The sequence below is a fragment of the Streptomyces sp. NBC_00775 genome (assembly GCF_036347135.1).
Taxonomy (GTDB): domain Bacteria; phylum Actinomycetota; class Actinomycetes; order Streptomycetales; family Streptomycetaceae; genus Streptomyces; species Streptomyces lutosisoli.
Window position 1 is genome coordinate 5,842,884 of sequence record NZ_CP108938.1, and the last position, 25,392, is coordinate 5,868,275.

The window sequence follows — 25,392 nt, forward strand, 5'->3', positions numbered from 1 at the left end:
TCCGTCTCACTTTTCCCACAGTTCCTTTCGGTCAACTACGCATCGCCGCCTGAGGCGTCGACCGTGACGAACTCCTGGTCGGCGCCTCAGGCGGCGGTCGGCACTGAGCCCAGCCGATGTAGACGCCTGCCATGAAGCGCAGGCAGACGCGGACGATGGTGTCGGCCGGCGTGACAGGTGAGAGGGGTGTGGGCCGCCATCACGCCTCCTTGCCCGCCTCGGGGTTGGCCACGGGGATGGTGTTCAGCCCTGCTCGGTGGGGCGTACGAGCATCTCGTTGACGGCGACGTGCCGGGGGCGGGTGGCGATGTAGCCGATGGCGTCGGCGATGTCCTGGCTCTGCAGCCGCTCGATGTCGCCCAGGCCGGCCACGATCAGCTGCTGGACGACTTCCGAGTTGTGGGTGCGCAGTTCGGTGTCGACGCTGCCCGGCTCGACGACGGACACGCGGACGTGCTGGCGCCCCAGTTCCTGGCGCAGTGCCTCGCTGAAGCCTCCGACGCCGAACTTGGTGGCGCTGTACACGGCGGACATGGCGAAGGCGGTGCGGCCGTTCACCGAGCTGATGTTGATGATGTCGGCGACCTGGCGCGGCGCGTCGGCGGCGGCCTTGACCAGGTGGGGGACGGCCGCGTGGGTGGTGTACATCAGGCCCATGAGGTTGATGTCGATCATGCGCTGCCAGTCGTTCAGGTCCGCGCCGGGGGTGGGCCCGAGGAGCATGAGGCCGGCGTTGTTGACCAGGATGTCCAGGCGGCCAAGGCCCTCGACGGTCCGCTCGACCGCTTCCGCGGCGGCCTGGGCGGTGGTGATGTCGGCGGGCACGACCAGAGCCTTCCCGCCCTCCTCGGAGATTTCCGTGGCGAGGCCGGTGAGCCGGTCCTCGCGCCGTCCGACCAGGGCCACGGAGGCGCCCTCGCGGGCGAGCTCCAGCGCGGTGGCGTGGCCGATGCCGCTGGAGGCTCCGGTGACCAGGGCGACGGTTCCTTCAAGACGACGAGTCTGCGTCATGGTTCAAGCCTTTCGATGAACGGCCGCGTTGTAGTGGGCCGTACGGGATACGGGTCGTAGGGGATACGGGTCGTACGGGACAGGGGGAAGACAGCCCTGCCGGCGAGGGCCGTACAGGGGTGGAGGCCGCTCAAGGCAGGGCCGAGGGCACAATGGGGAGGTGAGCAGCACTGGGCAGAAGACCACCGACGCCAAGCATCAGCAGAGCACGGTCGAGGGAGACCTGCCGCCTCGCGAACGCCTGGTCAGGGCCGCGTCGCGGCTGTTCTACTACGAGGGCGTACGCGCGATCGGTGTGGAGCGGCTGATCGCCGAGGCCGGGGTGACGAAGGCGACCTTCTACCGGCACTTCGCCGCCAAGGACGACCTTGTCGTGGCCTATCTGCTGACCAAGGACGCCTACTACAAGGACGTGGCCGAACCACTGGCCGCCGCGCACCCGCCCGCGGAAGCGATCGACCGGATCTTCGAGGCGATCGCCGAGCACGCCCGTGAGCGTGGCTTTCGGGGATCGCCGTTCATGAACGCGGCCGCCGAGTACCCGGACGCCACCCATCCGGTCCGCGGCCTGGTGACATCTCACCGGGACTGGATCCGCACCCTCTTCCAGGAACTGCTCACCCGGCTCGGCCACACCGACCCCAAGTCGGCCGCCGGCGCCCTGCTGATGCTGTACGACGGAGCGATGGCGGCCGGCTACCTGGACGACTCGACGGCCGCCCACAAGACCCTGCTGGACGCGGTCCGCCTGATCCGATCGGGAGGCTGACCCCATCGAGGCCGCGCGAAACACCGGCCCCCTGTTGGACCCCGGGCAAGCCAGGGCGCGGATTGGCTTCATGGAGCTTTCATCTCTGTTCGACGTGCACCGGGACCCACTGGCAGTCGCTTGCCTGGTTGGCAGTCCCGTCCGGAAGGCCGAGACGCCCACCCTCAAGAGGTAGGAAGACCGGTCGTTCTACCTCTCGACGATAACCCCCCTTGGCGTCCTCGCGCCAGCGGTCGAGCGGCTTGTGGGATCCCTCACGGGCTGCTGCTGCCTCGGTGGGCCTTCCCGGCTTGCGTGGCCGAACTCGCCTGCTCCCTGCGGGCGCCCGTCGAGAGGTATCGCCAACCGCCCGAAAATCCGTGGAACCGCACCCTCGTGTGCCGTTACCGTTCTCGCGCCCACAGTCGCCCTGTCAAGGACGTGCCGTTGTACACCAAGTGAGACCCCCCGAGCGCTGATCCGTCGCGCGTCGCACCTGTGCGCCGCGCTCCTTTTCGCTGCGGTCTTCTCACTGGAACCGGTGTATTTCTGTGTCCAAGAACTGGGTGGTCGTGCCCACCTGCCTGCCGATCGTTCTCCGCCGTTGCCACAGGTGCGCCTCCGGGCGCTTCCGGCCGAACGGCAAGTTCCGCGTCAACGCGAACCACAAGCTCCTCGACGCCTGGCTCCTCGCGCTGTGCACCGGGTGCGGGGACACCGCCAAGGTCACTGTCCTGGAGCGGGTGAACGTGCGTTCCGTACGGCCCGAGGTCCTGAGGCTGCTGCACGGCAACGCCCCCGGCCTGGCAGCCGCGCTGCTCCAGGACCCGGTCATGCGGCGCCGCGACGTGGGCGGCTCGGGTCGAACTGGGCGGCCGGCCTGGCAGTCGCCGTACGGTCCGCCGTCGCACCGGGCGCGCCGCGGCCGGTGGGCGCCTGTGCCGGGGTTGGCCTGGCCTCGGTCCGCTCTGCGGCGGGGATACCGGTGTGACCGGTGCGTCTGAGCGCCGAAGGTTCGTGCTCGGCCTCACTCCTCCGCCCGAGTGGCGTGGCGCACTATTGCAAGCAAGGTGCTTGCAATAGTTAGCGGAGTTGGTGCAAGGTAGGAGGCATGGCATCGCTCAACGTCGGCAATCTTGGTGAGTATCTGCGGGAACAGCGGCGCAGCGCGCAGCTGTCACTGCGGCAGCTCGCCGACGCCGCCGGCGTGTCCAATCCGTATCTGAGCCAGATCGAGCGCGGGCTGCGCAAGCCGAGCGCGGAGGTGTTGCAGCAGGTCGCCAAGGCGCTGCGGATCTCCGCCGAGACGCTGTACGTGCGGGCCGGCATCCTCGACGCCGAGCGGGACCGGGACGAGGTGGAGACGCGCGCCGTCATCCTCGCCGATCCCACGCTGAACGAGCGGCAGAAGCAGGTGCTGCTCCAGATCTACGAGTCCTTCCGCAAGGAGAACGGGTTCGAGATCACGCAGGAAGCGCCCCAGGATGCGACCTCGGACGCGAACCAGGGCGTGGCGCAGGACATATCGGATGCCCAGCACCCGCAGGACACCGCCGCCCGCGGCCCCCGCACGGCCGACGGCAGCGATGCCGATCCGCAGCAGACCGCCAGTTGAACAGCACCGCCGGAAAGACCACCGACAGGCCGGTCCGTCGCCGATCACCAAAACCCTCAGCTGAAAGCGAATACCGGAGGACCATCGCCATGGCCATCACCGACGACATCCGCAAGGCCGCCACGGACCCGACCCCGCTCTACTTCCTCGCCGGCACCGCCGACCTGGCCGTCCAGCAGGCCAAGAAGGTCCCCGGCATCGTGGAGCAGATCCGCGCCGAGGCCCCGGCGCGCATCGAGACCGTGAAGAACATCGACCCGAACGCCGTCCAGGAGAAGGCCGCCGCCCGCGCCAAGGAGGCGCAGGAGACCATCCAGGCCAAGGTGACGGAGTTCATCGGCACCCTCGACACCGACCTGAAGAAGCTCGGTGAGTCCGCTCAGGACCTCGCCCTGCGCGGTGTCGGCGTCGCCGCCGAGTACGCCGTCAAGGCCCGGGAGACGTACGAGAAGGTCGCCGAGCACGGCGAGCAGACCGTGAAGACCTGGCGCGGCGAGGCCGCCGAGGAGATCGAGGAGCTGGCCGCGGTCGTCGAGCCGAAGGCCGAGCCGGTCGAGGTCAAGGGCGAGGAGCAGCCGGCCGAGGCCGCCGCCGAGCCCGCCGCGGCCAAGAAGACGGCCGCCAAGAAGGCCCCGGCCCGCAAGGCCACCGCCAAGAAGACGACGTCGCCCGCCAAGTAGGCGAGCGACGGCAAGACCGTTTCGCCGTACGAAGACGGGCCGGGCACTCTCAGAGTTCCCGGCCCGTTCTCCGGGTACGGTGGCCGTAGAGACGATTCGACCCGGGCGGTGGGCATTGTGCTGTTGACGGCATTCGGCGGCTTCATGTGGCTGATCTTCACGGCCATGCTGGTGCTCGCCGTGGTGGCACTGGTGTTGGCCGCGGTGGCCCGCGAGGACGCCTACCGCGCTGCTGACAAGCAGAACAAGATGTTCTGGCTGATCATCCTCGGTATCACGGTGGCCGTGAACCTCTGGGTCCCGATGCTCTTCGTGCAGATCGCGGGCCTGGTCGCCACGATCGTCTTCTTCGTCGACGTCCGTCCCGCCCTCCGCCAGGTCTCCGGCGGCGGCCGCGGCCGCCGCGGCGGAAGCAGCAGCGACGGCCCGTACGGGCCCTACAACGGCGGCCGCTGACCCCCGTCCCTGACCCCCGTCAGGGACTCCCGTGACCCCCCGTCAGGGAGTCCGGTCCAGCAGCAGCACCGCCACGTCGTCCGTCAGTTCCCCGCCGTTGAGCGCGCGCACCTCGCTCACCGCCGCGCGCAGCAGTTCCTCGCCCTCCAGCCCCTGGGCGAGCTGACGGCGGACCAAGTCCACCATGCCGTCCTGGCCGAGCCGTTCCTTGCCCTCGCCGATGTGGCCCTCGATCAGACCGTCGGTGTAGAGCATCAGGCTCCAGGCGGCGCCCAGCTCCACCTGCATCCGCGGCCAGCGGGCGTGCGGCACCAGACCGAGCGCCGGTCCGTTGTTCTCGTACGGCAGGAGTTCGGCGGGCCGGCCCGGGCGGGAGATCAGCGGGGACGGGTGGCCGGCCAGGCAGAGCCCGGCGCGGCGGCCGTCCGGTGCGATGTCCACGGTGCAGACCGTCGCGAAGATCTCGTCGTTCTCACGCTCGTGCTCCAGGACCTGCTGGAGGGTCGAGAGGAGTTCGTCTCCGCACAGGCCCGCGAACGTCAGCGCGCGCCAGGCGATGCGCAGCTCCACGCCGAGCGCCGCCTCGTCGGGCCCGTGCCCGCAGACGTCACCGATCATCGCGTGCACGGTTCCGTCGGGCGTACGGACGGTGTCGTAGAAGTCGCCGCCGAGCAGCGCGCGGGAGCGGCCCGGGCGGTAGCGCGCGGCGAAGCGCAGCGGGGAACCCTCCAGGAGGGGCGTCGGCAGCAGACCGCGCTCCAGGCGTGCGTTCTCCTGGGCGCGCAGCTTCGACTCGGTGAGCCGTCGCTCGGCCTTGTCGGAACGTTTCCGCTCCACCGCGTACCGGATCGCGCGGCTCAGCAGCCGTCCGTCCAGTTCGTCACGGAAGAGGTAGTCCTGGGCGCCGACGCGCACCGCCTCCGCGCCGCGCTCGGCGTCCCCCGACGCGGTGAGCGCGAGGACGGCGTGCTGGGGCGCGAGCCGCAGCACATGCTTGAGCGTGGCCAGCTCGTCGTCGCCGGCGGCGGCGCGGCCCGACACCGGCAGGGCGAGGTCGAGCAGGATGCAGTGGACGTCGTCGGTCAGCAGCCGCTCGGCCTCGGTGAGGTTGCGGGCGGTACGGATACGGATCGGCTTGCCCGCCGCGTCGAGCATGTCGGGCACGCCGAGCGAACCGGCCGGGTCGTCCTCGATGACCAGCAGGGTCAGGTTGGTGGTGCTGTCGAGAGGGCTGGTGGCGCGAGGCGCCGGTGCTGCCAGGGTCGGGCCGCCGGCAGGTTCTCCGGAGGGGCCGCCGGGCGAGAACGCGGCTAGAGCCTGACCACTCTCCACGGCCGGGATCGCTCTCTGCCGCGGTACGGGTACGGGCATCGTCTGGGTTCCTTCCCTCCCCCCGAGGGCGTGGTGGGGCGAAGGTCCTCGACACCCACCGACGGGGACCATAGCGCCAGCCGGTGCCGCAACGGAATGGTGTGCGGCACGGCGTCCGGCAGATGGCCACCGTCATATGCCGCATCCTGTACCGCACTTGGACAGGATGCGGGTTCACCTGGGATGACGAAGGTCACGTCCCGGAGGTTGATCCGGGAGGGCAACCGTGTGGTGCGTCACGTGGGGCGCGTCACCTGGGGTGCCTCATTTGGGTACGCGGCCGGTCCACACAGGGTGGGTACGGCGCCGATCCGCCCGGGATTGGGATGAGATGGGAGGGGATGGGTACGCCGGCGATCCCCGCGGCAGACGTCACGCGTCCGGTCGTACGACCCCCAGGATCGGCATCGACCCGGCTCCCGTGATCGTCACCGTCCGCCCGGGCCTCGGGGCGTGCACGATCGCGCCGTCCCCTATGTACATCCCGACATGGCTGGCGTCGTCGAAGTAGATGATCAGGTCGCCGGGGCGCATGTCCTTGATGTCGACGCGGGTGAGCTGCTTCCACTGCTCCTGCGAGGTGCGGGGGATGCCGTGTCCGGCGGAGGCCCAGGCCTGGGAGGTCAGCCCCGAGCAGTCGTACGACCCCGGGCCCTCGGCTCCCCACTCGTACGGCTTGCCGATCTGGCCGGTCGCGTACTTCACGGCCTTCTTGCCCTGCTCGGACGCCTTGCTGTTGATCTCCGCGAGGACGCCGGAGCTCAGCCAGGCGGTCTGTGCCTGGTAGGCGGCCTCTTCCTCCAGCTTCGCCAGCCGCTCCTTCTCCTCCTTCTCCAGCTGGGACTCCAGCTTCTCGGCGTCGGCGATCCGCTCCTTGATCTTCTTCTTGGCCTCGGCCTTGGTCTTGCGGTTGGCCTCCAGCTTCTTCCACTGCGCGGAGGCGTCCTTCGCGTACTGCTCCAAGTCCTGCTGGGTGCGGGTCATCTCCGCGAGCAGCCCCTTGGCCGCGTGCTCGCCCTGCCGCACGCGCCCCGCGCCGTCCAGGAACTCCTGCGGGTCGTCGCTCAGCCACAGCCGGGCCTCGGGCGGCAGCCCGCCCCCGCGGTACTGCGCACGGGCCGCGGCGCCCGCGCGGTCCTTCAACTTGTCCAGTTTCGCCTGGCCCTTGACGATCTCGCGGGCCAGATCGACGATCTCGGCGGACTGCTTCTGGGCCTTCTCCTCCGCCGCGTTGTACGCGTCCGTGGCCACCGCCGCCGCGTGGTAGAGCTTGTCGAGCTTCTTGCGGACGGCTTCAAGGTCCTTGTTGCTCACGGGTGTTGGTGTAGCCGTGGGGGTCCGGGTCGGTGTGGGTGTCGGGCTCGCATACGCCACGCCGGGTGCCGCCAGCACCGCGCAGGCACATGCGCACGCCAGGGCCATGGCCATCGTGGTCAGGCTCCGCTTGCCGGATCCCATTACTCCGCCCCCCAACTGATTTACCGTCAGTAACTTACGGACGCCTGGGGGATCGTGCCATGTCGACGCGCAATGCGACAGAGGCGGGCAAGAACTCCCTTCCCCCCAGCCCGCCTCCACAAGACGATCTCCCCGCCTGTGTGACGAACCAGTCACGGAGTTCGTTCCCCGCAGGTCAGGCGCCTGTATCGGCCAGGCACGCGCCGCCGCGCACCCCGAACGGTCCCTCGGCGCGGGCCGCGATCACCTGCGCGGCGCCAACGCCTCCCAGCGCACGGTGACTTCGCCCTGCCGCCAGCGCGTCACCCCGTCCGCCACCGGCCAGCCGGCCGTCAGGTCGCGGACCGCGCGTATCCAGCGCTGCCGGGCGCCGTACGAGGCGTAGGGCGCGGCGGACGCCCAGGCGCGGTCGAAGTCGCGCAGGAACGCGTGTACGGGTTCGCCCGGGACATTGCGGTGGATGAGGGCCTTCGGCAGACGTTCGGCGAGGTCGGACGGGCGGTCCAGGGAGCCGAGGCGGGTGGCGAAGGTGACCGTGCGGGGGCCCTCCGGGCCGAGGGCGACCCAGACGTGCCGGCGGCCGATCTCGTCGCACGTGCCCTCGACGAGCAGGCCGCCCCGGGAGCCGGTCGCGGGGTTCGCCGGTGCGAGGCGGGCGCACAGGCGCTGCCACACCTCGGCCACCTGCTCCTCGTCGTACTGGCGCAGTACGTTCGCCGCGCGGATGAGTGCCGGGCTGCCCTGCACCGGTACCTCGAAGCCGCCGTGCCGGAAGACGAGACCCTCGCGCTCGTACGGGCGCGCGGCCGCCACCCTTGCCGGTTCGATCTCGACGCCCACCACGCGCGCGCGGGGGGCGACGGTGCGCAGCCGCGCCAGCAGCTCGACCGCGGTCCAGGGGGCGGCGCCGTAGCCGAGGTCGACCGCCACGGGGTCGGTGGCGCGGCGGAGTTCGGCGCCGTGCACCGCCGCGATCCAGCGGTCCATGCGGCGCAGCCGGTTGGGGTTCGTCGTCCCACGCGTCACGGTCCCCACGGGGCGGGACGCTGCGCGGGCTGTCATACGTACGAGGGTATGCGCCCGTCTGGGGGCACCCTGCGCTGGTGCCCAGGCCCCCCGCGCCCCTTAAGGGGCGCGGGGAACTGCGCGAGCAACCCCCACCCACCCGCAGCCAACACGCAACCCGCCCCACCCTCGAACGGTTGAGCGACACCCGGTAATGATTCGGCAAAGAGGAAATGGAGCAGCACCCTCCGGCGTTCCCCCTGTCGGAGGGCGCACTGCACCCTCCGACAGGCATGCCCGCAGCGAGGAGGAACGCCACGTGAGCCAGTACGTCGGCAGGCTCGGGCGACGCTCCCCGGCGGCGCCCTCCCGGCTCAGGCTGCACCGCAGGCCCCGTCGCGTCGCGATGCTCTCCGTGCACACCTCACCCCTGCACCAGCCCGGCACGGGCGACGCGGGCGGCATGAACGTGTACATCGTGGAGCTCGCCCAGCGCCTCGCCGCGATCAACATCGAGGTCGAGATCTTCACGCGGGCCACCACGGCCGCCCTGCCGCCGACCGTCGAGCTCGCGCCCGGCGTCCTCGTCCGGCACGTCGATGCCGGCCCCTACGAAGGCCTCGCCAAGGAAGAGCTACCCGCCCAGCTGTGCGCCTTCACGCACGGCGTCATGCAGGCCTGGGCCGGTCACCGCCCCGGCTACTACGACCTGGTGCACTCCCACTACTGGCTCTCCGGCCACGTCGGCTGGCTCGCCGCCGAGCGCTGGGGCGCCCCCCTGGTGCACGCGATGCACACCATGGCCAAGGTCAAGAACGCCGCGCTGGCCGAGGGGGACACCCCCGAGCCCGCCGCCCGTGTCATCGGCGAGACCCAGATCGTGCGCGCCGCCGACCGCCTCATCGCGAACACCGCGGAGGAGGCCGACGAACTCGTACGCCACTACGAAGCCGACCCCGGCAAGGTCGCCGTCGTCCACCCGGGCGTGAACCTGGACCGCTTCCGGCCCGCCGACGGCCGCGCCGCCGCCCGTGCCCGCCTCGGCCTTCCGCAGGACGCCCTGATCCCCCTCTTCGCGGGCCGCATACAGCCCCTGAAGGCCCCCGACGTGCTGCTGCGCGCGATCGCCGTCCTCCTGGACGAGCGCCCCGAGCTGCGCTCGCACATCGTGGTCCCCATAGTGGGCGGTCCCAGCGGCAGCGGTCTCGCCAAGCCCGAGGGGCTGCAGAAGCTCGCCGCGCGGCTCGGTGTCGCCGACGTCGTACGCTTCCGGCCGCCCGTCGGGCAGGAGCAGCTCGCGGACTGGTTCCGGGCCGCGTCGGTGCTGGTCATGCCCTCGTACAGCGAGTCCTTCGGGCTGGTCGCCATAGAGGCACAGGCGGCCGGTACGCCGGTGATCGCGGCCGAGGTCGGCGGGCTGCCCGTCGCCGTGCGCCACCAGGAGACCGGCTTCCTGGTCAAGGGCCACGATCCCGCCGCCTACGCGCGCGTGCTGCGCGATTTCGCGGACGACGAGACGCTTGCGGCACGGATGGGAGCCGCCGCCGCGCGCCACGCGGAGCACTTCGGCTGGGACACCGCCGCGGCGGCCACGGCGGACGTCTACACGGCGGCGATGCAGGCCCACAGGCGTCGCGTACGCTCCCACCATGGCTGACGTACAGCAGGCGGCGCAGGTCGTCGAGGGGGTCCTGAAGGACGCCGAACTCGAATGGGAGAGCCCCGAGAGCGGCCACTACGTGGTGAAGCTCCCCGGCACCCGCAAGCTGTCGACGACCGTCTCGCTGATCGTCGGCCGGCACTCGCTGTCGCTGAACGCCTTCGTGATCCGCCACCCCGACGAGAACGAACCGGGCGTCCACCGCTGGCTCCTGGAGCGCAACCTCAAGCTCTATGGGGTCGGTTACGCGGTCGACCCCCTCGGCGACATCTATGTGACCGGAAAACTGCCGCTGGCCGCCGTCACCCCGGACGAGATCGACCGCCTCCTCGGCTCGGTCCTGGAGGCCGCCGACGGATCGTTCAACACGCTCCTTGAGCTCGGTTTCGCCTCCGCGATCCGCAAGGAGTACGCCTGGCGGGTGTCCCGCGGCGAGTCGACCCGCAACCTGGACGCGTTCACACATCTGACTCAGCGCCCCGCCAACTGACCTCCCTCGCCCACTGATTAGCAGCTGCATGACCCCTTCCCAGCCTGGGGTCCCCGTGGCATGCTCACCGCCGACGCAGATCTGAACGTCGTTCACATCCATGGAAAGCGATGGAGGGCGGACGGACATGAGCAATGGGTATGGGCGCAACGGTTATAGGCGCGACGGGTATGGGCGCAACGGGTATTCGGGCATCACCAGACGCAGCCTGCTCGGCGGCGCCACAGCCGTGGTGGCCGTCGCCGTGACCGGCGGAACGGCGACAGCCGCCGCGCCGTCCGCACCGCCCTCACCATCCGCACCACAAGGGCAAGTGCCCGCCCTCTGGAGGGAGTTCACCCGCACCCCCTTCACCCACCCGCAGATCCCGTACGTCGGCAGGTCCGGCCGCGACGGCGGGGCGACGCGCTTCCCCCGCCGGCCCGTCGTGGCCGACGTACGCGACTACGGAGCCGTGGCCGACGACGGCACCACGGACTGCGCCCCCGCGATCAACCGTGCCATCGCTGCCGCCGGAAGGGCCGGCGGTGGCACGGTTCTCATCCCGCCCGGCACCTTCCGCATCGACGACCTGATCCGCGTCGGGCACTCGAACGTCGTACTGCGCGGCGCCGGCAGCGACCGTACGAAGCTGTACGCCACCAAGAACCTCACCGAGCTGATCGGCGTCTACGGATCCCGTTACGGCGGCGACAAGTCGTCCTGGTCCTGGGCGGGCGGACTCATCTGGTTCTGCCCGACGGACCGCTTCACGACGCTGACGACCGCCATCAAGGCGAAGGCCTGGCCCTTCGAGGGCTGGACCGGCAACAAGCGCGACGAGTGGCAGACGCTGACGACCGTCGAACCCGCACGCCAGGGCTCCTGGACGGTGACGGTCGCCGACGCCTCCGCGCTGAAGCCGGGCAGGCTGGTCCTCCTGCGCCTCGCCGACGACGCCGGCCACACGCTCCTGGAGCACATGGCGGGCGGCGGCCCGGGCCCCGAGGCGTACTACTGGGACGACAAGACGAAACTGACGTCGTACGTCCCCTACGAGTGGCCCGTCCGCATCGCGCACGTCCACGGCCGCAAAGTCACCCTCGAACGACCCCTCCCGCTCGACGTACGCCCCGAATGGGACCCGCGTCTGACCACCCACGTACAGGAACTGACCGGCTCGGGAGTCGAGGGCCTCACCCTGGAGGCCGTGGAAACCCCGCAGTCCCCGCACCTCCTCGACAAGGGCTACAACGGGGTCGTCTTCCAGTGCGCGTACGACTGCTGGGCCGACGACATCGTCGTACGCCATGTCGACAACGGCTTCGGCCTCGTCGCCGCCTCCGCCTGCACCCTGCGCCGTACGACGGTCGCGGGCCGCGGCTCGCACCACCCGTACTTCTGCCGCGAGGGCTCGCACGACAACCTCATCGAGGACTTCACGATCGAGCAGCGCACGGTCCCGGCCCCCGCCGGAACCCAGCTCCACGGCATCAACGTCGAGGGCCTGTCCTCCTCCAACGTCTGGTCGCGCGGCGAGATGCAGATGGGCACCTTCGACTCCCACCGGGGCATGCCCTTCGCCAACGTCCGCACGGACATCACGGTGAACAACAACGGCCGCCACGGCGGCGACGCCAGCGCGGGACCGTTGTTCGGCGCCCGCTTCACCCACTGGAACATCCGCGTCACCAACGCCCGCGCCGGCCTGATGAAGATCGACGGCCTCGCGCCCTACTCCGCCACCGTGGGCGTCAACGAGGTGACGGAGTTCGACCAGACCGACGTACCCGACTTCACCGGAGACCTGCACGCGCGCGTGGAGCTGTACGGCACCACCGACGTCGTACGCCCGCGGAATCTGTACGAGGCTCAGCGCGAGCTGGAGCGATAGCGACCGGGGGAGACCCCCACCAACCGCCCGAAGTGGCGCGTCAGATGGGACTGGTCGTAGAAGCCGGTCGCCGTGGCCACTTCGGCCGGCTTTCCGCCCTCCAGGAGGAGCCGGCGGGCGCGGTCGACACGGCGGGACATCAGGTACTGGTGCGGGGCGATGCCGTACGCACCGCTGAACGCCCGTACCAGGTGGGCTGGATGGGCGTGCACGAGCTCGGCCGCCTCGTCGAGGGCGATGCCCTGGACGAGGCGTGCGTCGAGGAGTTCACGCAGGCGGACCGCGAGCGGAGGGTCGGCGCGCGGGAGTTCCCGGGTGATCCGGGGGCGCAGATGGCCGCGCAGCCGCTCGGCGATCAGGGTCAGCCTGCTCGCGGCCTCCAGCTCGTCCCCGGGGTGCCCGAGCGCCGTGTGCAACTGCCCGACGCGGCGCCGCAGTACGGGATCCACCACGTCGGGCCCGTCCACCGCGGGCCCGATGAGTTCCTCGGCGAGATGCGTGCTGTCGAGATACAGGACCCGCTTGCGGAAACCGTGCTCAGTGGCCGGCGACCCGTTGTGCGGCACGTGCGGCGGCAGCAGCGACACCGTGTCGTGCGGGGTGCCGTGCTCATGCCGGTCGAGGTCGTACCGCACGGCACCGTCGTCGACGATCAGCAGCGTCCACGCCTCGTGTACGTGCATGGGGTACGCGTACTCGGTGTAGTGGGCGTGGAAGACCTCCACGACACCCGGGATGTGCGGGCGCCATGCGGTGATCTCCCGCTGAGGGGCCGGAAGGGCCGGAAGGGCCTGAGGGGCCTGAGGGGCCTGAGGGGCCATGCAAAGAACGTACAAGACGATGTCGTACGGCGTCGGACAGTCTCGGTGCATGAGTGAGCAGCCCATCCGCTTCGACACCAAGATCGCCGTACTGCTGCGGGAGGACCTGGAGACCTGGCAACGACTTAATGTGACCGCTTTTCTGGTCAGCGGCCTGGGGACGGCGGTTCCCGAGGTGATCGGAGAGCCGTACGCCGACGCGGACGAGGTCGCCTATCTGCCGATGTTCCGCCAGCCGGTCCTCGTCTTCGAGGGCACCAAGGAGACGTTGACGGCAGCCCACGCGCGCGTGCTGTCCCGCGCCCTGCCCCGAGCCGCCTTCACCTCCGACCTCTTCACCACCGGCAACGACCGCGACAACCGGGCGGCCGTGCGGGCCGTACCGACGGGGGAGCTGGACCTTGTGGGGCTCGCGGTGTACGGGCCGCGGAACGCGGTGGACAAGGTGATGAAGGGGGCGCGGATGCACCCCTAGACCGGGGCGACCGGACCGGGACGACCAGATGGGGACGGCTAGATGGGGACGGCCAGACGGGGGCGGCTAGACCGGAGTGACCTCCGCCCGCGCCGTCGTCGGGGTCTCCACGACCGTCTCCTCCACCGGAAGCCGCCGCATCAGCACCCCATACCCGACCCCCGCCCCCGTACCCACCACCGCGCACAGCCCCCACAGCCACTCCGCGCCGAACCGGTCGATGACGACGCCGGACATCAGCGGGGCGACGAGCGCGGCGAGGGACCAGGACAGGGTGTACATGCCCTGGTAGCGGCCGCGGCCGTGCAGCGGGGATAGCCGGACGACGAGCCCCGTCTGGGTGGGCGCGTTGACGATCTCCGCCAGGGTCCACACGCACACAGTGAGGGCGAAGACGCCGACCGATCCGGCGAAGGCGGTGAGCCCGAAGCCGTACCCGGCGAGCAGGGACGAGATGACCAGCAGCCGCTTCGGGTCCCGGTGCTCGATGAAGCGCGTGACGGGGATCTGCAACGCCACGATCAGCACCCCGTTGACGGCGACCGCCATGCCGTAGTCGGCGGGGGTGAAGCCCGCCGCGCCCATCGCGACCGGCAGTCCGACGGAGCCCTGCTGGAAGACGAGGGCGACGAGGAAGGACAGCCCGACGACGCTCATGTAGCGCCCGTCGCGCAGGACGGTTCCGAGGCCGACGGCGGGTTCGGAGGCGGCCTTGGCCGTGAGGACCGGCTTGGACTCCGGCAGCTTCGCGAAGATGACGAGCGCGCAGATCAGGGTCATGCCGGCCTCGATGAGGAAGCCCGCGAGATAGCTGAACTCGGCGATGAATCCGGCCCCCATGGAGGAGACGGCGAAGCCGAGGTTGATGGCCCAGTAGTTGAGGGAGAACGCGCGGACGCGGTCCTCGGGCCGGACGATGTCGGCCATCATCGCCTGCACGGCGGGCCGCGAGGCGTTGGAAGCCATCCCCACCAGGAAGGCGACGGCGGCGATCGCCACCGGGTGGTGCATAAAACCGAGCAGCGCGACGGAGAAGGCCGTCGACACCTGCGCGATGAGCAGGGTGGGCCGCCGCCCGAGCCGGTCGGTCATCACGCCGGCGCCGAGCGAGGAGACGACGCCGCCGAGGCCGTGCAGCGACGCCACGAGACCGGCGTACGAGGCGGAGTAGCCGCGGTCGAGCGTCAGGTACAGCGCCATGAAGGTGGCGACGAAAGCACCGAGCCGGTTGACGAGTGTGCTGGTCCACAGCCACCAGAACTCGCGGGGGAGCCCCGAGACGGTCTCTCGGGCAGCGCGTCTCATGACGGCGAATGGCATGGCTGGTCCCCCACGGACGTAAGCGGCTCAGGCGGTGAGCACAACTTACGAGTCGGGGCTGTCGGGGAGCCACTCAATTAACAGATGCCGTCAACTGTCCGGTCTGCGGGCGCGTGAGCGAGGGGACGAAGGCTTCCATTACGCTCGTACGCATGGCCGACGCACCGTACAAGCTGATCCTCCTCCGCCACGGCGAGAGCGAATGGAACGCGAAGAACCTGTTCACCGGTTGGGTGGACGTCAATCTCAACGAGAAGGGCGAGAAGGAGGCAGTCCGCGGCGGTGAGCTGCTCAAGGACGCCGGCCTGCTGCCCGACGTGGTCCACACCTCGCTCCAGAAGCGCGCGATCCGCACCGCCCAGCTCGCGCTGGAGTCCGCAGACCGCCACTGGATCCCGGTCCACCGCTCCTGGCGCCTGAACGAGCGCCACTACGGCGCCCTCCAGGGCAAGGACAAGGCCCAGACCCTCGCCGAGTTCGGCGAGGAGCAGTTCATGCTGTGGCGCCGCTCGTACGACACCCCGCCGCCGGCGCTCGAGGACGGCACGGAGTTCTCCCAGTCGGACGACCCGCGCTACGCGTCGATCCCGCCGGAGCTGCGCCCCCGCACGGAGTGCCTGAAGGACGTCGTCGTCCGCATGCTCCCGTACTGGTACGACGGCATCGTCCCCGACCTCCTCGCGGGCCGCACGGTCCTGGTCGCGGCCCACGGCAACAGCCTCCGCGCCCTCGTCAAGCACCTCGACGGCATCTCCGACGCCGACATCGCGGGCCTGAACATCCCGACGGGCATCCCCCTCGCCTACGAGCTGGACGCCGACTTCAAGCCCGTCAACCCTGGCGGCACCTACCTCGACCCGGAGGCGGCCGCGGCCGCCATCGAGGCGGTCAAGAACCAGGGCAAGAAGAAGTAGAGAACGTGATCATGCCTCCCACCTGCGCATACGGCGCGGATGGGAGGCATTTTCGCGTTCTGGGACCACTCTGGGCCGTCAGCCCTCGGGCTCCTGTCGCCGGAGGGCCTGGCCGAGAGCCTTCCGAGCACGCTCCCGACTGCTGGGCATGAGATGCGCGTACACCTTCACGCCCGGTGACATCAACGCCGACGCACACAGGAGGGCAACCGCAGACGGGTTGGTCGTCGCCACGGGGCGGTTACCCTCGCCATCCCTCTTACGGGGCATCGGCGCACGCGCCAACGGATCACAGGACCGAGTTCGGGGTCGGGCAGCGTCTGGTCGGTGGATCGCGGGCGGTATGACGGTGTGTCTGTACGGTCGCACAGGGCGGGTGTGGCTTGATCGTTGGGCGGTCCCGGCAGGGGCCTGAACACCAACCGACGTCCGTGGCACGTGCTGAGTGCCGCGCTCTTTGTCGAGGAGTTTCCCTCGTGAGACCGACCCTGCAACATGCCATGTTCCATCGTCGTGGTGCCGGAGCCGCGGGTGAGCGGAGGCGCCCGGCCAGGCGTGCTGCCGTCCTGCTCGCCACGGTGGCGCTGCCGGCGGCCCTGGTGGTGCCCACGGCCACGCCCGCTGCTGCGGCGGTGCCCGTGACCGTCACCTTCAACGCGGGCGCCGACCAGCCCTTCACCGTCCCGGCCGGCGTCACCCAACTGACCGTCACCGCCACAGGTGCCGCGGGCCAGAACGGGGGCAACGGCGGCACAGGCGGCAACGGCGCCACCGTCACCGGCACCGTCACCGTGCCGCCCAGCACCACCACCCTCTATGTCAACGTCGGCACGGGCGGGGGCGCCGGCGGCGGAGGGGGGTCTACGGGCGGTGCCGGCGGCGGTTCCAGCGACGTCCGCACCTGCAGCTCGGCCGGCCCCGGCTGCACCCTGACCGGCGTCCCCGGCACCGACCCCCGCCTCATCGTCGCGGGCGGCGGAGGAGGCGGCGGAAGCGGCTTCAGCGGATTCCCCAACCTGGAGGCCACCGGCGGAGACGCCGGAAACACCGGGGGTGCCGGCGGCGACAGAATGGACAGCGGCCAGGGCGGCGGCGGCGGAACCCAGACCGCCGGCGGCGCGGGCGGAGCCGCATGCCCCTTCGGCGGTACATCCGGCACTCCGGGCACAGGCGGTGCGGGCGGCAACGGCGGAGGCGGCTTCGGGGCCGGCGGAGGCGGGGGCGGCTGGTTCGGTGGAGGCGGCGGCGGAGGCTGCAACCGTCTCCATAACCCCCCTCCCACTTTCGGCCCCGGTGGCGGCGGTGGTGCGTCGAACCGCGTCCCCACGGGTGGTACCTCCGGACCTGCAGCGGGACCGGCCCAGGTGACCATCACCTACGAGCCGGTTCCCCTCACCTGCGCGACCGCCACGCCGACCATCACCGGCACCAACGGCCGCGACTTCCTGGTCGGCACTCCCGGCGACGATGTGATCTTCGCTCTCGGCGGCAGCGATGCGGTCGAGGGCCGCGGTGGCAACGACCTCATCTGCGGCGGCGACGGCAACGACTCCCTCACCGGCGGTGACGGCAACGACCGCATCGAGGGTGGCAACGGCGCCGACAGCCTGAACGGCAACAACGGCAACGACGCCCTCTTCGGCGGCCCCGGCAACGACGCCCTCAACGGCGGCCCCGGTACCAACACCAACGACGGCGGCACCGGCACCAACGCCTGTTCCAACCCCTCCACCGGACCCGGCTGCGTCTGACCCACCCCACACGCCGCCGACCTGATCGACGGACATCAGAAACGGGCCCCGGCGCACCCCTCGTCGCAGCGGCGACCAACGCACGAGGCCCGTTTCAGAGCTTTGTCCATCCGAGGCGAGTAAGCCTGCTCGCACGCGGCAGGACGGGCTGTGGGCGTCGGTTCCGTGTTCGCGGAAGGCTTGGGCGACCACGCAGGACCGGTCGTTGTAGAGGTGATCCAGGGCACAGGCCGGGTGCCGGCGGAGGGAGAACTCGTCGTCATCGGGTTCGGTGAAGTCGATCTATGTGCTTCTGACCTCGATGAACCCGTCCATGTCCGTTCCCATGGCCGGATTGTGCAGGTCAGGGCCCCACCCCGTCACGCGGTTATGCGGTTATGCGGTCACGCGGTCACGCGGTCGTGGGGTCATGGGCCCGTGGCCATGGGGACCGTGGCCGTCATATCGACAGCGGCACCGGATGGATCTCGTCCGGCGCGTGGCCGGTGCGTTCGTGGATGCGCTGGATCGCCTCGGCCGAGGGGGCCGAGGAGAGGCAGTACACCGTGCCGGACTCCGGGTCCGCCCAGGCCCTCTCGAAGTGCACGCCCTCGTCCTTCTCGATGGCGAGGTCGGCCTTGTGTGCCTGCATGAGCTGATCTGCGGTGATGCCCGCCATTCCGTGGTGGACGTCCATGAACTGCGTCATGGCCTCCCCACCTCCTTCTTATGCGTCCTTATGCGTCGCCTCTCACCTTGTTTCCTCTCCTCCATGCTGCGCCTTTACGGCGGCGGGGGCGACCCTCGAAGCATGAAGAAGGGCCCCGCCATGAGTGGCGGGGCCCTTCGGTGTCGTACGAGATCAGCCGCACTGGCACGGATTGCCCGACTGGCAGCCGCACCCGCAGCCGGAGCCGCAGCCGCAGGCGGCGAACAAGGGGAGGCTCTTGATCTCGGCGGGCTGCTCGGTGTCACCGTTCTGCGTGGGATCGGTCGTGCTGGGGGATTCGGCCATGGGTCCCTCCTTCAGACACGAAGGTGTGCGAGGCACACTGCACCGCACAGCTCCTGGCACCCATTGCATGCCCACTGGGGCGGGTGCATCAACGGCGCACACTCGGCGCACTGAGGCTTGCACGCGCCCCCGGAGCGGGCACTCAGGCCCCCTCCACCCCCGTCACCGGCTGGATGTCCGCCTGGAGCTCGTCCGCGTGCTCACCCGTGACCAGGAACACCACGCGCTTGGCCACGGACACCGCGTGGTCGGCGAAACGCTCGTAGTAGCGGCCGAGCAGGGTCACGTCGACGGCCGTCTCGATGCCGTGCTTCCAGCGGTCGTCCAGCAGGTGCTGGAAGAGCGTGCGGTGCAGCAGGTCCATCTCGTCGTCGTCCTGCTCCAGCTGGAGGGCGAGGTCGACGTCCTTGGTGATGACGACCTCGGCCGCCTTCGCCATCAGGCGCTGCGCGAGCTGGCCCATCTCCAGGACCGTGGCGTGCAGGTCGTGCGGGACCGCGCGCTCGGGGAAGCGCAGCCGGGCCAGCTTCGCCACATGCTGGGCCAGGTCGCCGGAGCGCTCCAGGTCCGCGGACATACGGAGCGAGGTGACGACGATACGGAGGTCCGTGGCCACCGGCTGCTGGCGGGCCAGCAGGGCTATCGCCCGGGCCTCCAGGTCGTGCTGAAGATCGTCGACCTTCTGGTCGGCCGCGATGACGCTCTCGGCCAGCTTCAGGTCGGAGTCGAGGATGGCCGTCGTGGCGCGCCCGATCGCCGACCCGACGAGCCGGGCCATCTCGACCAGGCCCTCGCCGATCGAGTCCAGTTCCTCGTGGTACGCGTCCCGCATCAGGTTGTCCCTCTCTTACGTCTTCATCGGGGGTTCCGGGGAGCCAGAGCCTGTCGAAACGGGCGCTGTGAACCCCACGCTCCCACGTTCCGTCCCGTACGCGTCCGTTTCCGGCATCCCAAATGAACCATCACTAGCTCCTAGGTGAACTCTGGGCGACGAGTGTTCGAGCTCGCACCCGGATGGCTGTGGCCAGCGGCGACGACATGCCTAACCTGGGTGCATGGACGTGAACGCGGCGGTCGCCGCAGCGGCAGCGATCGCCGGAGTACTGACCGGTGTCATCGCCATGCTGGCGTTCCGCTGGAGCGAGCGCGACCAGAAACGCCCGACCCGCACGTCGCTGCACACGGACCCGGTGCTTCCGCCGGGTGTCGACACCGTGCTGTCCGTGCTCCGGTCCTCGGCGGTCGTGCTCGACGAGGCGGACGCCGTGGTCAAGGCCAGCTCGGCGGCGTACGCCCTCGGGCTGGTGCGCGGCGGCAAGCTGGCCGTCGAGCCGATGCTCCAGATGGCGCGTGACACCCGTCGCGACGGGGAGATACGCCAGGTGGAGCTGGATCTGCCGAGGCGCGGGACGGGGAGGGGAGAAGCCCTCGCCGTCTCCGCACGTGTGGCGCCCCTCGGGTCGCGGCTGGTGCTCCTGCTCGTGGAGGACCTCACCGAGGCCCGGCGCATCGAGGCCGTACGACGCGACTTCGTCGCGAACGTCAGCCATGAGCTCAAGACCCCGGTGGGCGCGCTCTCGCTCCTCTCCGAGGCTGTCATGGACGCCTCCGACGACCCCGAGGCCGTCGAACGCTTCGCCGGACGCATGCAGATAGAGGCCACCCGGCTCACCAACCTCGTACAGGAGCTCATCGACCTCTCCCGGGTCCAGAACGACGACCCCCTGGAGGACGCCGAGCCCGTACGCGTCGACGAACTCGTCGCCGAGGCGATCGACCGCTGCCGCCACCAGGCCGGCACCAAGCAGATCACCATGGCCGCGGGCGGCACCGCCGACCTGAGCATCTGGGGAAACCGGGGCCAGCTGGCCGCCGCCCTCGGAAACCTCGTCGAGAACGCCGTCAACTACTCGCCCGCCCGCACCCGGGTGGGTATAGCCGCGCGCCGGGTGACCGCGCCCGGCGGAGACCTCATCGAGATCGCCGTGACCGACCAGGGCATCGGCATCTCGGAGAAGGACCGGGAGCGCGTCTTCGAGCGCTTCTACCGCGTGGACCCGGCCCGCTCCCGCCAAACGGGCGGTACGGGCCTCGGTCTCGCGATCGTCAAGCACGTGGCCGCCTCGCATGCCGGGGAGGTCACGGTGTGGAGCTCCGAGGGTCAGGGCTCCACGTTCACCCTGAGGCTGCCGGAGGCGGGTGCGGCCCGCGACCGCCTGACCGATCACCACATGCCCGGACTCGACCAGGAGGACGAGACCGAGCAGCCTGACGGGACGACCACCGTCACATCCCCGTACGAACCGCTTCCCGCTCCGGAGGTCCTTCCGTGACCCGTGTGCTCGTCGTCGAGGACGAGGAGTCCTTCTCCGACGCCCTGTCGTACATGCTCCGCAAGGAGGGCTTCGAGGTCGCCATCGCGACCACCGGGCCCGACGGACTCGACGAGTTCGAGCGCAACGGCGCCGACCTCGTCCTCCTCGACCTGATGCTGCCGGGGCTGCCCGGCACGGAGGTCTGCCGCCAGCTGCGCGGCCGCTCCAACGTCCCGGTGATCATGGTCACCGCCAAGGACAGCGAGATCGACAAGGTCGTCGGGCTGGAAATAGGAGCCGACGACTACGTGACGAAGCCCTTCTCGTCGCGTGAGCTCGTCGCCCGCATCCGCGCCGTGCTCCGCCGTCGTGGCGAGCCCGAGGAGGTCACCCCGGCCGCCCTGGAGGCCGGTCCGGTCCGCATGGACGTCGACCGCCACGTGGTCACCGTCTCCGGCTCCAAGGTCGACCTCCCCCTGAAGGAGTTCGACCTCCTGGAGATGCTGCTCCGCAACGCGGGCCGCGTACTGACCCGCATGCAGCTCATCGACCGGGTCTGGGGCGCCGACTACGTAGGCGACACCAAGACCCTCGACGTCCACGTCAAGCGCCTGCGCGCGAAGATCGAGCCTGACCCGGGCGCGCCGCGGTACCTGGTGACGGTGCGGGGGCTGGGGTACAAGTTCGAGCCGTAAACCGACCCCCACGCGCGCGTGAGGCACGACGAAGGGCGGCACCCCCTGGAGGGGTCCCGCCCTTCGCGCGTTGTACGAGGTTGATCTCGGCGTACGCCGGTCAGTTGCCGGAAGCCGACTCCGAGGCGTTCGCCGTGGCCGTGCCCGCGACCGTCGTGCTCGACGACGTCACGTCCGTGGGCGTCTCCGAGACGGACTCGGACGGGGAGCCCGAGGCGGACTCGGAAGGCCCGGTGGTCGCGGAGGCCGAGGCGTCCGGCGCGGCCGGGATGTCGCTCGGGCCCCACTTGGTGAAGTAGCTCTCGGCCGGGACGACGAAGGCGCGCAGGCTCACGGCACCGGTCTTGCTGAAGCCGAAGGTGACCTTCTGGGCGTTGCCGTCCCTGACGGCCTCACCGGGGTTGGTCAGCGCGGCGGAGGCGTTGCCCTTGCCGCCGAGGACGACGGAGCCGCCGGCCGGGATGGTCAGCTTGCCCTTGCCGTCGGCGGGCGTGATCTCGGCGGTGCCGTCACCGCCGACGTTGATCGAGTCCAGGGTCTGGTCGCTGCTGCCGTTGTTGAACAGCGTCGCGGAGATCACCGCCGGGCCCGTGGCCGTCGTGTTGGGCTGGGTGATGACCAGGGCGTTCTGGACCTTGATGTCGCCGACGGTGGTCGCCGCGTTGTCAGGCTTCACCTCAAGCGTCTGGGCGTCGTTGCCGGCCGCGCACGCGGAGAGCGAGGCGATCGAGAACGCGATGGCGGCGGCGGCGAGGGCGCCGCGTCGAAGGCTGCTGCTCACGGCGGCGGCAACTCCTTGAACGTGGGCGAAGCAGGACGACTTCGTTGTAAAGCCGCCCTAAGGGTCTGTCAGCGGCCTTAGGTTACCGAGCCGTTCCCATGCCACCGCACCCGACCCGCCTCTTACCGCGCACGGGCTGTCATCCGCGTGCCGACGGGCTGCCATTCGCGCACCGGCCGGGGGCTGTCGTCCGCGCACTGGCCGGGGCTGTCGTCCGCGCGCCGCCGGGCTTCCTTGCGCCCGGTGTGCGCCCCGTCCGTCGCACACTGTTCCTCCGGCTCATCGGCTACTTTGGGCGCGCACTCGTCCGCCATTCACATAAGTACCCCCGGCATCCACTTGCGGATTTTCCCGTAAGGAGTCGTAAGGGCGCGTAAGGAATGCATGGCGGTCCCGAAAATTGATCATCGGCTGTTCAAGAGGTTGATCATCGGCCGCCTTGATCAATTCCGGATTCGTCTCGTACTCGACTCCGGTCACCGAACGGAGTAGCGGAAGTCGCGCTCTTGGAGCTGGACAAACCGGTACGTTCACCCCCTGGTCAGGGGCTTCCGTTGTGTGTAACGTGCGCGTTTCTCTTCCCCTGGACAGCGGCTCCGACCTGCGAATACCCCCTTCCGATCGCCCCTCGCAGCACGTTCCTGTTGCGGTTGTCAAGCCCCGAGATATGCCCTGACCTGCGAAAACGCCATTCAGAAGACGCAGTATCCGTGTTACCCTGGATAGCCACGGAAGGGGTACCTGTCACATGACGTTCAAGGTTGGCGACACCGTGGTCTATCCCCATCACGGGGCCGCGCTGATCGAGGCCATCGAAACTCGCCAGATCAAAGGCGTGGACAAGACCTACTTGGTGCTGAAGGTCGCCCAGGGCGACCTGACGGTACGTGTGCCAGCGGACAATGCGGAGTTCGTCGGCGTGCGTGATGTGGTCGGTCAGGACGGGCTGGACCGGGTCTTCGAGGTGCTGCGCGCGCCGTACGCCGAGGAGCCCACGAACTGGTCGCGTCGTTACAAGGCAAATCTGGAGAAGCTCGCCTCCGGCGATGTCATCAAGGTCGCGGAAGTCGTCCGTGACCTGTGGCGTCGTGAGCGCGAGCGTGGACTCTCCGCCGGTGAGAAGCGCATGCTCGCCAAGGCCCGCCAGATTCTGGTGAGCGAGCTCGCCCTCGCGGAGAACACGAACGAGGACAAGGCCGAGGCCCTGCTCGACGAGGTTCTCGCGTCCTGACGCTGGCAGTCGCCGAGACAGTCTTTATCGTCCCGACGTACACAGTCGCCGAGACGGCAGTCGTCTTGACGTACGGACAAGCCCGCGCAGCTGCGCAATGAAATGCCGCGGTGCCCGATGACGCAATTGCTGTCGCCGGGCGCTGCGGCATGTTCATACCCGCGCCCATTCGGTATACCGGATGTTCACTCGGTATACGTATACCGACGTACCCGCATATCCCCTACCTGGCATGCCCGGCCCGGGCAGTTCGCTCGACCGGATGTGTCACGGAAGGGTCCCCGGTCAAGCGTCGCGCCCGGCACACCCCCAGCTCTACGAGCGGGGGGCACGCCCAGGCCATACCCATACCGGCCGAGCACACAAACCTGACAGGAACCGATGTCTGACGTTTCGCGCCCTTCGCCGTCGGGGGCACGTACCGCGGCCGTGATTCCGGCCGCCGGCAGGGGCGTGCGCCTCGGCCCGGGCGCCCCCAAAGCGCTTCGCGCGCTGAACGGCACGCCGATGCTCATTCACGCGGTCCGCGCGATGGCCGCGTCCCGCGCCGTCTCGCTGGTCGTCGTCGTGGCCCCGCCCGAGGGCGCGGCCGAGGTGAAGACGCTGCTCGACGCGCACGCGCTGCCCGAGCGCACCGACTTCCTGGTCGTGCCCGGCGGTGACAGCCGCCAGGAGTCCGTGAAGTACGGGCTCGACGCGCTGCCGCCCGGCATCGACATCGTCCTCGTACATGACGCGGCCCGCCCGCTCGTGCCCGTCGACACCGTGGACGCCGTCATCGAGGCCGTACGGGACGGGGCTCCCGCCGTCGTCCCCGCACTGCCGCTCGCCGACACCGTCAAGGAGGTCGAGCCCGCGGCCGTCCCCGGTGCTCCCGAGCCCGTCGTGGCCACGCCCGAGCGGGCGCGGTTGCGGGCCGTGCAGACGCCGCAGGGGTTCGACCGCGAGACGCTCGTACGGGCCCACGAGACCGTCACCGACAACGTGACCGACGACGCGAGCATGGTCGAGCAGCTGGGGCTGCGGGTTGTGGTGGTGCCCGGGCACGAGGAGGCGTTCAAGGTGACGCGGCCGTTGGATCTTGTGCTGGCGGAGGCGGTTCTCGCGCGGCGGAGGCTGAACGATGGGTTCTGAGGGAGCCGCTGGGCCGGTGATCCCGCTCGTCGGGATCGGCACGGACATTCACGCCTTCGAGGAAGGGCGTGAGCTGTGGTGTGCCGGGCTGTTGTGGGAGGGGGAGGGCGCCGGGCTTGCCGGGCACTCCGACGCGGACGTCGTCGCGCATGCGGCGTGCAACGCGTTGTTCTCCGCGGCGGGGCTCGGTGACCTCGGGGCGCACTTCGGGACCGGGCGGCCCGAGTGGTCCGGGGCGTCGGGGGTCACGCTGCTGACGGAGGCCGCGCGGATCGTGCGGGCGGCGGGGTTTGTCATCGGGAATGTCGCTGTGCAGGTGGTCGGGCCGCGTCCGAAGATCGGGAAGCGGCGGGACGAGGCGCAGAAGATTCTGTCGGATGCGGTGGGGGCTCCTGTGTCGGTGTCCGGGGCCACGACGGATGGGCTGGGTTTTCCGGGGCGGGACGAGGGGCTGATGGCTGTGGCTACGGCGTTGGTCGTACGGGTGGGCTGAGGCCGGGCGGTTCCTCGCCCCCGCCGCCCCTACCCGTCCCATCCGTTCCTGGGGGCTGCGCCCCCAGACCCCCCTAAAAGATTGCGCAGTTCCCCGCGCCC

26 protein-coding genes are annotated in these 25,392 nt (G+C 70.1%); 16 read left to right on the forward strand and 10 right to left on the reverse strand.

Annotated elements, in window-relative coordinates; genetic code table 11:
- Positions 1-243: 243 nt before the first annotated feature.
- The gene (locus OIC96_RS26095; RefSeq protein ID WP_330305520.1) at positions 244-1,011 is read right to left on the reverse strand and encodes an SDR family NAD(P)-dependent oxidoreductase; all 768 of its coding nucleotides are present in this window, start codon (positions 1,009-1,011) and stop codon (positions 244-246) included.
- Between the two features lie 160 nt (positions 1,012-1,171).
- Here OIC96_RS26095 and OIC96_RS26100 point away from each other — a divergent pair, with 160 nt between their 5' ends.
- The 5 genes from OIC96_RS26100 to OIC96_RS26120 all read left to right on the forward strand — a co-directional run bounded on the left by OIC96_RS26100 (position 1,172) and on the right by OIC96_RS26120 (position 4,510).
- A complete protein-coding gene (locus OIC96_RS26100; protein WP_330305519.1) occupies positions 1,172-1,780 on the forward strand; it encodes a TetR/AcrR family transcriptional regulator in 609 nt (202 codons plus the stop codon).
- Between the two features lie 530 nt (positions 1,781-2,310).
- Positions 2,311-2,763: a DUF1062 domain-containing protein gene (locus OIC96_RS26105; RefSeq protein ID WP_330305518.1), complete on the forward strand. Its 453-nt coding sequence runs from the start codon at positions 2,311-2,313 to the stop codon at positions 2,761-2,763.
- 107 nt (positions 2,764-2,870) lie between these two features.
- Positions 2,871-3,374, forward strand: a complete 504-nt coding sequence (locus tag OIC96_RS26110; RefSeq protein ID WP_330305517.1) for a helix-turn-helix domain-containing protein — start codon at positions 2,871-2,873, stop codon at positions 3,372-3,374.
- Positions 3,375-3,463: 89 nt separating this feature from the next.
- Entirely contained in the window at positions 3,464-4,054 is a 591-nt protein-coding gene (locus tag OIC96_RS26115; protein WP_330305516.1) for a hypothetical protein, read from the forward strand.
- A 117-nt stretch (positions 4,055-4,171) separates the two neighbouring features.
- Complete coding sequence (locus OIC96_RS26120; protein WP_327435087.1) at positions 4,172-4,510, forward strand: DUF2516 family protein; 339 nt, start codon at positions 4,172-4,174, stop codon at positions 4,508-4,510.
- A 42-nt stretch (positions 4,511-4,552) separates the two neighbouring features.
- Here OIC96_RS26120 and OIC96_RS26125 read toward each other — a convergent pair whose 3' ends face one another.
- The 3 genes from OIC96_RS26125 to OIC96_RS26135 all read right to left on the reverse strand — a co-directional run bounded on the left by OIC96_RS26125 (position 4,553) and on the right by OIC96_RS26135 (position 8,401).
- Positions 4,553-5,881 carry a PP2C family protein-serine/threonine phosphatase gene (locus OIC96_RS26125; protein WP_330305515.1) on the reverse strand — a complete coding sequence of 443 codons (1,329 nt, stop codon included), beginning with the start codon at positions 5,879-5,881 and terminating at the stop codon, positions 4,553-4,555.
- A gap of 372 nt (positions 5,882-6,253) precedes the next feature.
- Positions 6,254-7,339, reverse strand: a complete 1,086-nt coding sequence (locus OIC96_RS26130; RefSeq protein WP_330305514.1) for a C40 family peptidase — start codon at positions 7,337-7,339, stop codon at positions 6,254-6,256.
- Positions 7,340-7,582: 243 nt separating this feature from the next.
- Entirely contained in the window at positions 7,583-8,401 is an 819-nt protein-coding gene (locus OIC96_RS26135; protein ID WP_330305513.1) for a class I SAM-dependent methyltransferase, read from the reverse strand.
- A 262-nt stretch (positions 8,402-8,663) separates the two neighbouring features.
- Between OIC96_RS26135 and mshA the strand changes: the two genes are divergently transcribed.
- The 3 genes from mshA (at position 8,664) to OIC96_RS26150 (ending at position 12,367) form a co-directional block, all read left to right on the forward strand.
- Entirely contained in the window at positions 8,664-10,001 is a 1,338-nt protein-coding gene (mshA, locus tag OIC96_RS26140; protein WP_330305512.1) for a D-inositol-3-phosphate glycosyltransferase, read from the forward strand.
- Positions 9,994-10,494: a YbjN domain-containing protein gene (locus OIC96_RS26145; protein ID WP_330305511.1), complete on the forward strand. Its 501-nt coding sequence runs from the start codon at positions 9,994-9,996 to the stop codon at positions 10,492-10,494. Before mshA ends, OIC96_RS26145 begins: the two co-directional genes overlap by 8 nt.
- 127 nt (positions 10,495-10,621) lie before the next feature.
- On the forward strand, positions 10,622-12,367 hold the full coding sequence (locus OIC96_RS26150; protein ID WP_330305510.1) for a glycosyl hydrolase family 28-related protein: 1,746 nt from the start codon (positions 10,622-10,624) through the stop codon (positions 12,365-12,367).
- On the opposite strand, the gene OIC96_RS26155 is transcribed toward OIC96_RS26150, so the two are convergent.
- Positions 12,346-13,188: a helix-turn-helix transcriptional regulator gene (locus OIC96_RS26155; protein ID WP_330305509.1), complete on the reverse strand. Its 843-nt coding sequence runs from the start codon at positions 13,186-13,188 to the stop codon at positions 12,346-12,348. The genes OIC96_RS26150 and OIC96_RS26155 overlap by 22 nt on opposite strands.
- Positions 13,189-13,237: 49 nt before the next feature.
- On the opposite strand from OIC96_RS26155, the gene OIC96_RS26160 reads away from it, so the two are divergent.
- A complete protein-coding gene (locus tag OIC96_RS26160) occupies positions 13,238-13,663 on the forward strand; it encodes a DUF2000 domain-containing protein (RefSeq protein ID WP_330305508.1) in 426 nt (141 codons plus the stop codon).
- 66 nt (positions 13,664-13,729) lie between these two features.
- Here OIC96_RS26160 and OIC96_RS26165 read toward each other — a convergent pair whose 3' ends face one another.
- Complete coding sequence (locus OIC96_RS26165; protein ID WP_330305507.1) at positions 13,730-14,983, reverse strand: MDR family MFS transporter; 1,254 nt, start codon at positions 14,981-14,983, stop codon at positions 13,730-13,732.
- A 152-nt stretch (positions 14,984-15,135) separates the two neighbouring features.
- Between OIC96_RS26165 and OIC96_RS26170 the strand changes: the two genes are divergently transcribed.
- Positions 15,136-15,897, forward strand: a complete 762-nt coding sequence (locus OIC96_RS26170; protein WP_327429761.1) for a phosphoglyceromutase — start codon at positions 15,136-15,138, stop codon at positions 15,895-15,897.
- Positions 15,898-16,397: 500 nt separating this feature from the next.
- Positions 16,398-17,648: a calcium-binding protein gene (locus tag OIC96_RS26175; RefSeq protein WP_330305506.1), complete on the forward strand. Its 1,251-nt coding sequence runs from the start codon at positions 16,398-16,400 to the stop codon at positions 17,646-17,648.
- A 439-nt stretch (positions 17,649-18,087) separates the two neighbouring features.
- Here the strand turns inward: OIC96_RS26175 and OIC96_RS26180 are convergent, their stop codons facing one another.
- The 3 genes from OIC96_RS26180 to phoU form a co-directional block, all read right to left on the reverse strand.
- The gene (locus OIC96_RS26180) at positions 18,088-18,336 is read right to left on the reverse strand and encodes an SCO4226 family nickel-binding protein (protein ID WP_327429754.1); all 249 of its coding nucleotides are present in this window, start codon (positions 18,334-18,336) and stop codon (positions 18,088-18,090) included.
- A gap of 153 nt (positions 18,337-18,489) precedes the next feature.
- Positions 18,490-18,642, reverse strand: a complete 153-nt coding sequence (locus OIC96_RS26185; RefSeq protein ID WP_330305505.1) for a hypothetical protein — start codon at positions 18,640-18,642, stop codon at positions 18,490-18,492.
- A 142-nt stretch (positions 18,643-18,784) separates the two neighbouring features.
- Entirely contained in the window at positions 18,785-19,474 is a 690-nt protein-coding gene (gene phoU, locus OIC96_RS26190; RefSeq protein ID WP_330305504.1) for a phosphate signaling complex protein PhoU, read from the reverse strand.
- 223 nt (positions 19,475-19,697) lie between these two features.
- Here phoU and OIC96_RS26195 point away from each other — a divergent pair, with 223 nt between their 5' ends.
- Together OIC96_RS26195 and OIC96_RS26200 are read left to right on the forward strand one after the other, a co-directional pair.
- Positions 19,698-20,975, forward strand: a complete 1,278-nt coding sequence (locus tag OIC96_RS26195) for a sensor histidine kinase (RefSeq protein WP_330305503.1) — start codon at positions 19,698-19,700, stop codon at positions 20,973-20,975.
- On the forward strand, positions 20,972-21,652 hold the full coding sequence (locus tag OIC96_RS26200; RefSeq protein WP_009340348.1) for a response regulator transcription factor: 681 nt from the start codon (positions 20,972-20,974) through the stop codon (positions 21,650-21,652). The genes OIC96_RS26195 and OIC96_RS26200 overlap by 4 nt, the downstream gene beginning before the upstream one ends.
- Positions 21,653-21,752: 100 nt before the next feature.
- On the opposite strand, the gene OIC96_RS26205 is transcribed toward OIC96_RS26200, so the two are convergent.
- Positions 21,753-22,433, reverse strand: coding sequence for a DUF461 domain-containing protein (locus OIC96_RS26205; RefSeq protein WP_330305502.1), 681 nt, complete (start codon positions 22,431-22,433; stop codon positions 21,753-21,755).
- Between the two features lie 748 nt (positions 22,434-23,181).
- Here OIC96_RS26205 and OIC96_RS26210 point away from each other — a divergent pair.
- The 3 genes from OIC96_RS26210 (at position 23,182) to ispF (ending at position 25,291) form a co-directional block, all read left to right on the forward strand.
- Positions 23,182-23,664, forward strand: a complete 483-nt coding sequence (locus OIC96_RS26210; RefSeq protein ID WP_003953493.1) for a CarD family transcriptional regulator — start codon at positions 23,182-23,184, stop codon at positions 23,662-23,664.
- Positions 23,665-24,045: 381 nt separating this feature from the next.
- Entirely contained in the window at positions 24,046-24,798 is a 753-nt protein-coding gene (gene ispD / locus OIC96_RS26215; RefSeq protein ID WP_327429749.1) for a 2-C-methyl-D-erythritol 4-phosphate cytidylyltransferase, read from the forward strand.
- On the forward strand, positions 24,788-25,291 hold the full coding sequence (ispF, locus tag OIC96_RS26220; RefSeq protein WP_330305501.1) for a 2-C-methyl-D-erythritol 2,4-cyclodiphosphate synthase: 504 nt from the start codon (positions 24,788-24,790) through the stop codon (positions 25,289-25,291). Before ispD ends, ispF begins: the two co-directional genes overlap by 11 nt.
- The last annotated feature ends 101 nt before the right edge of the window (positions 25,292-25,392 follow it).

Coding starts and splice junctions, on each gene's coding strand:
- OIC96_RS26130 (WP_330305514.1), bottom strand. CDS start 7,339: ATGGGATCCGGCAAGCGGAGCCTGACCACGATGGCCATGGCCCTGGCG.
- OIC96_RS26125 (WP_330305515.1), bottom strand. CDS start 5,881: ATGCCCGTACCCGTACCGCGGCAGAGAGCGATCCCGGCCGTGGAGAGT.
- OIC96_RS26135 (WP_330305513.1), bottom strand. CDS start 8,401: ATGACAGCCCGCGCAGCGTCCCGCCCCGTGGGGACCGTGACGCGTGGG.
- OIC96_RS26160 (WP_330305508.1), top strand. CDS start 13,238: ATGAGTGAGCAGCCCATCCGCTTCGACACCAAGATCGCCGTACTGCTG.
- OIC96_RS26110 (WP_330305517.1), top strand. CDS start 2,871: ATGGCATCGCTCAACGTCGGCAATCTTGGTGAGTATCTGCGGGAACAG.
- OIC96_RS26185 (WP_330305505.1), bottom strand. CDS start 18,642: ATGGCCGAATCCCCCAGCACGACCGATCCCACGCAGAACGGTGACACC.
- ispF (WP_330305501.1), top strand. CDS start 24,788: ATGGGTTCTGAGGGAGCCGCTGGGCCGGTGATCCCGCTCGTCGGGATC.
- OIC96_RS26210 (WP_003953493.1), top strand. CDS start 23,182: ATGACGTTCAAGGTTGGCGACACCGTGGTCTATCCCCATCACGGGGCC.
- OIC96_RS26145 (WP_330305511.1), top strand. CDS start 9,994: ATGGCTGACGTACAGCAGGCGGCGCAGGTCGTCGAGGGGGTCCTGAAG.
- OIC96_RS26095 (WP_330305520.1), bottom strand. CDS start 1,011: ATGACGCAGACTCGTCGTCTTGAAGGAACCGTCGCCCTGGTCACCGGA.
- OIC96_RS26180 (WP_327429754.1), bottom strand. CDS start 18,336: ATGACGCAGTTCATGGACGTCCACCACGGAATGGCGGGCATCACCGCA.
- OIC96_RS26170 (WP_327429761.1), top strand. CDS start 15,136: ATGGCCGACGCACCGTACAAGCTGATCCTCCTCCGCCACGGCGAGAGC.
- ispD (WP_327429749.1), top strand. CDS start 24,046: ATGTCTGACGTTTCGCGCCCTTCGCCGTCGGGGGCACGTACCGCGGCC.
- OIC96_RS26150 (WP_330305510.1), top strand. CDS start 10,622: ATGAGCAATGGGTATGGGCGCAACGGTTATAGGCGCGACGGGTATGGG.
- OIC96_RS26165 (WP_330305507.1), bottom strand. CDS start 14,983: ATGCCATTCGCCGTCATGAGACGCGCTGCCCGAGAGACCGTCTCGGGG.
- OIC96_RS26155 (WP_330305509.1), bottom strand. CDS start 13,188: ATGGCCCCTCAGGCCCCTCAGGCCCCTCAGGCCCTTCCGGCCCTTCCG.
- OIC96_RS26175 (WP_330305506.1), top strand. CDS start 16,398: ATGTTCCATCGTCGTGGTGCCGGAGCCGCGGGTGAGCGGAGGCGCCCG.
- OIC96_RS26115 (WP_330305516.1), top strand. CDS start 3,464: ATGGCCATCACCGACGACATCCGCAAGGCCGCCACGGACCCGACCCCG.
- phoU (WP_330305504.1), bottom strand. CDS start 19,474: ATGCGGGACGCGTACCACGAGGAACTGGACTCGATCGGCGAGGGCCTG.
- OIC96_RS26195 (WP_330305503.1), top strand. CDS start 19,698: ATGGACGTGAACGCGGCGGTCGCCGCAGCGGCAGCGATCGCCGGAGTA.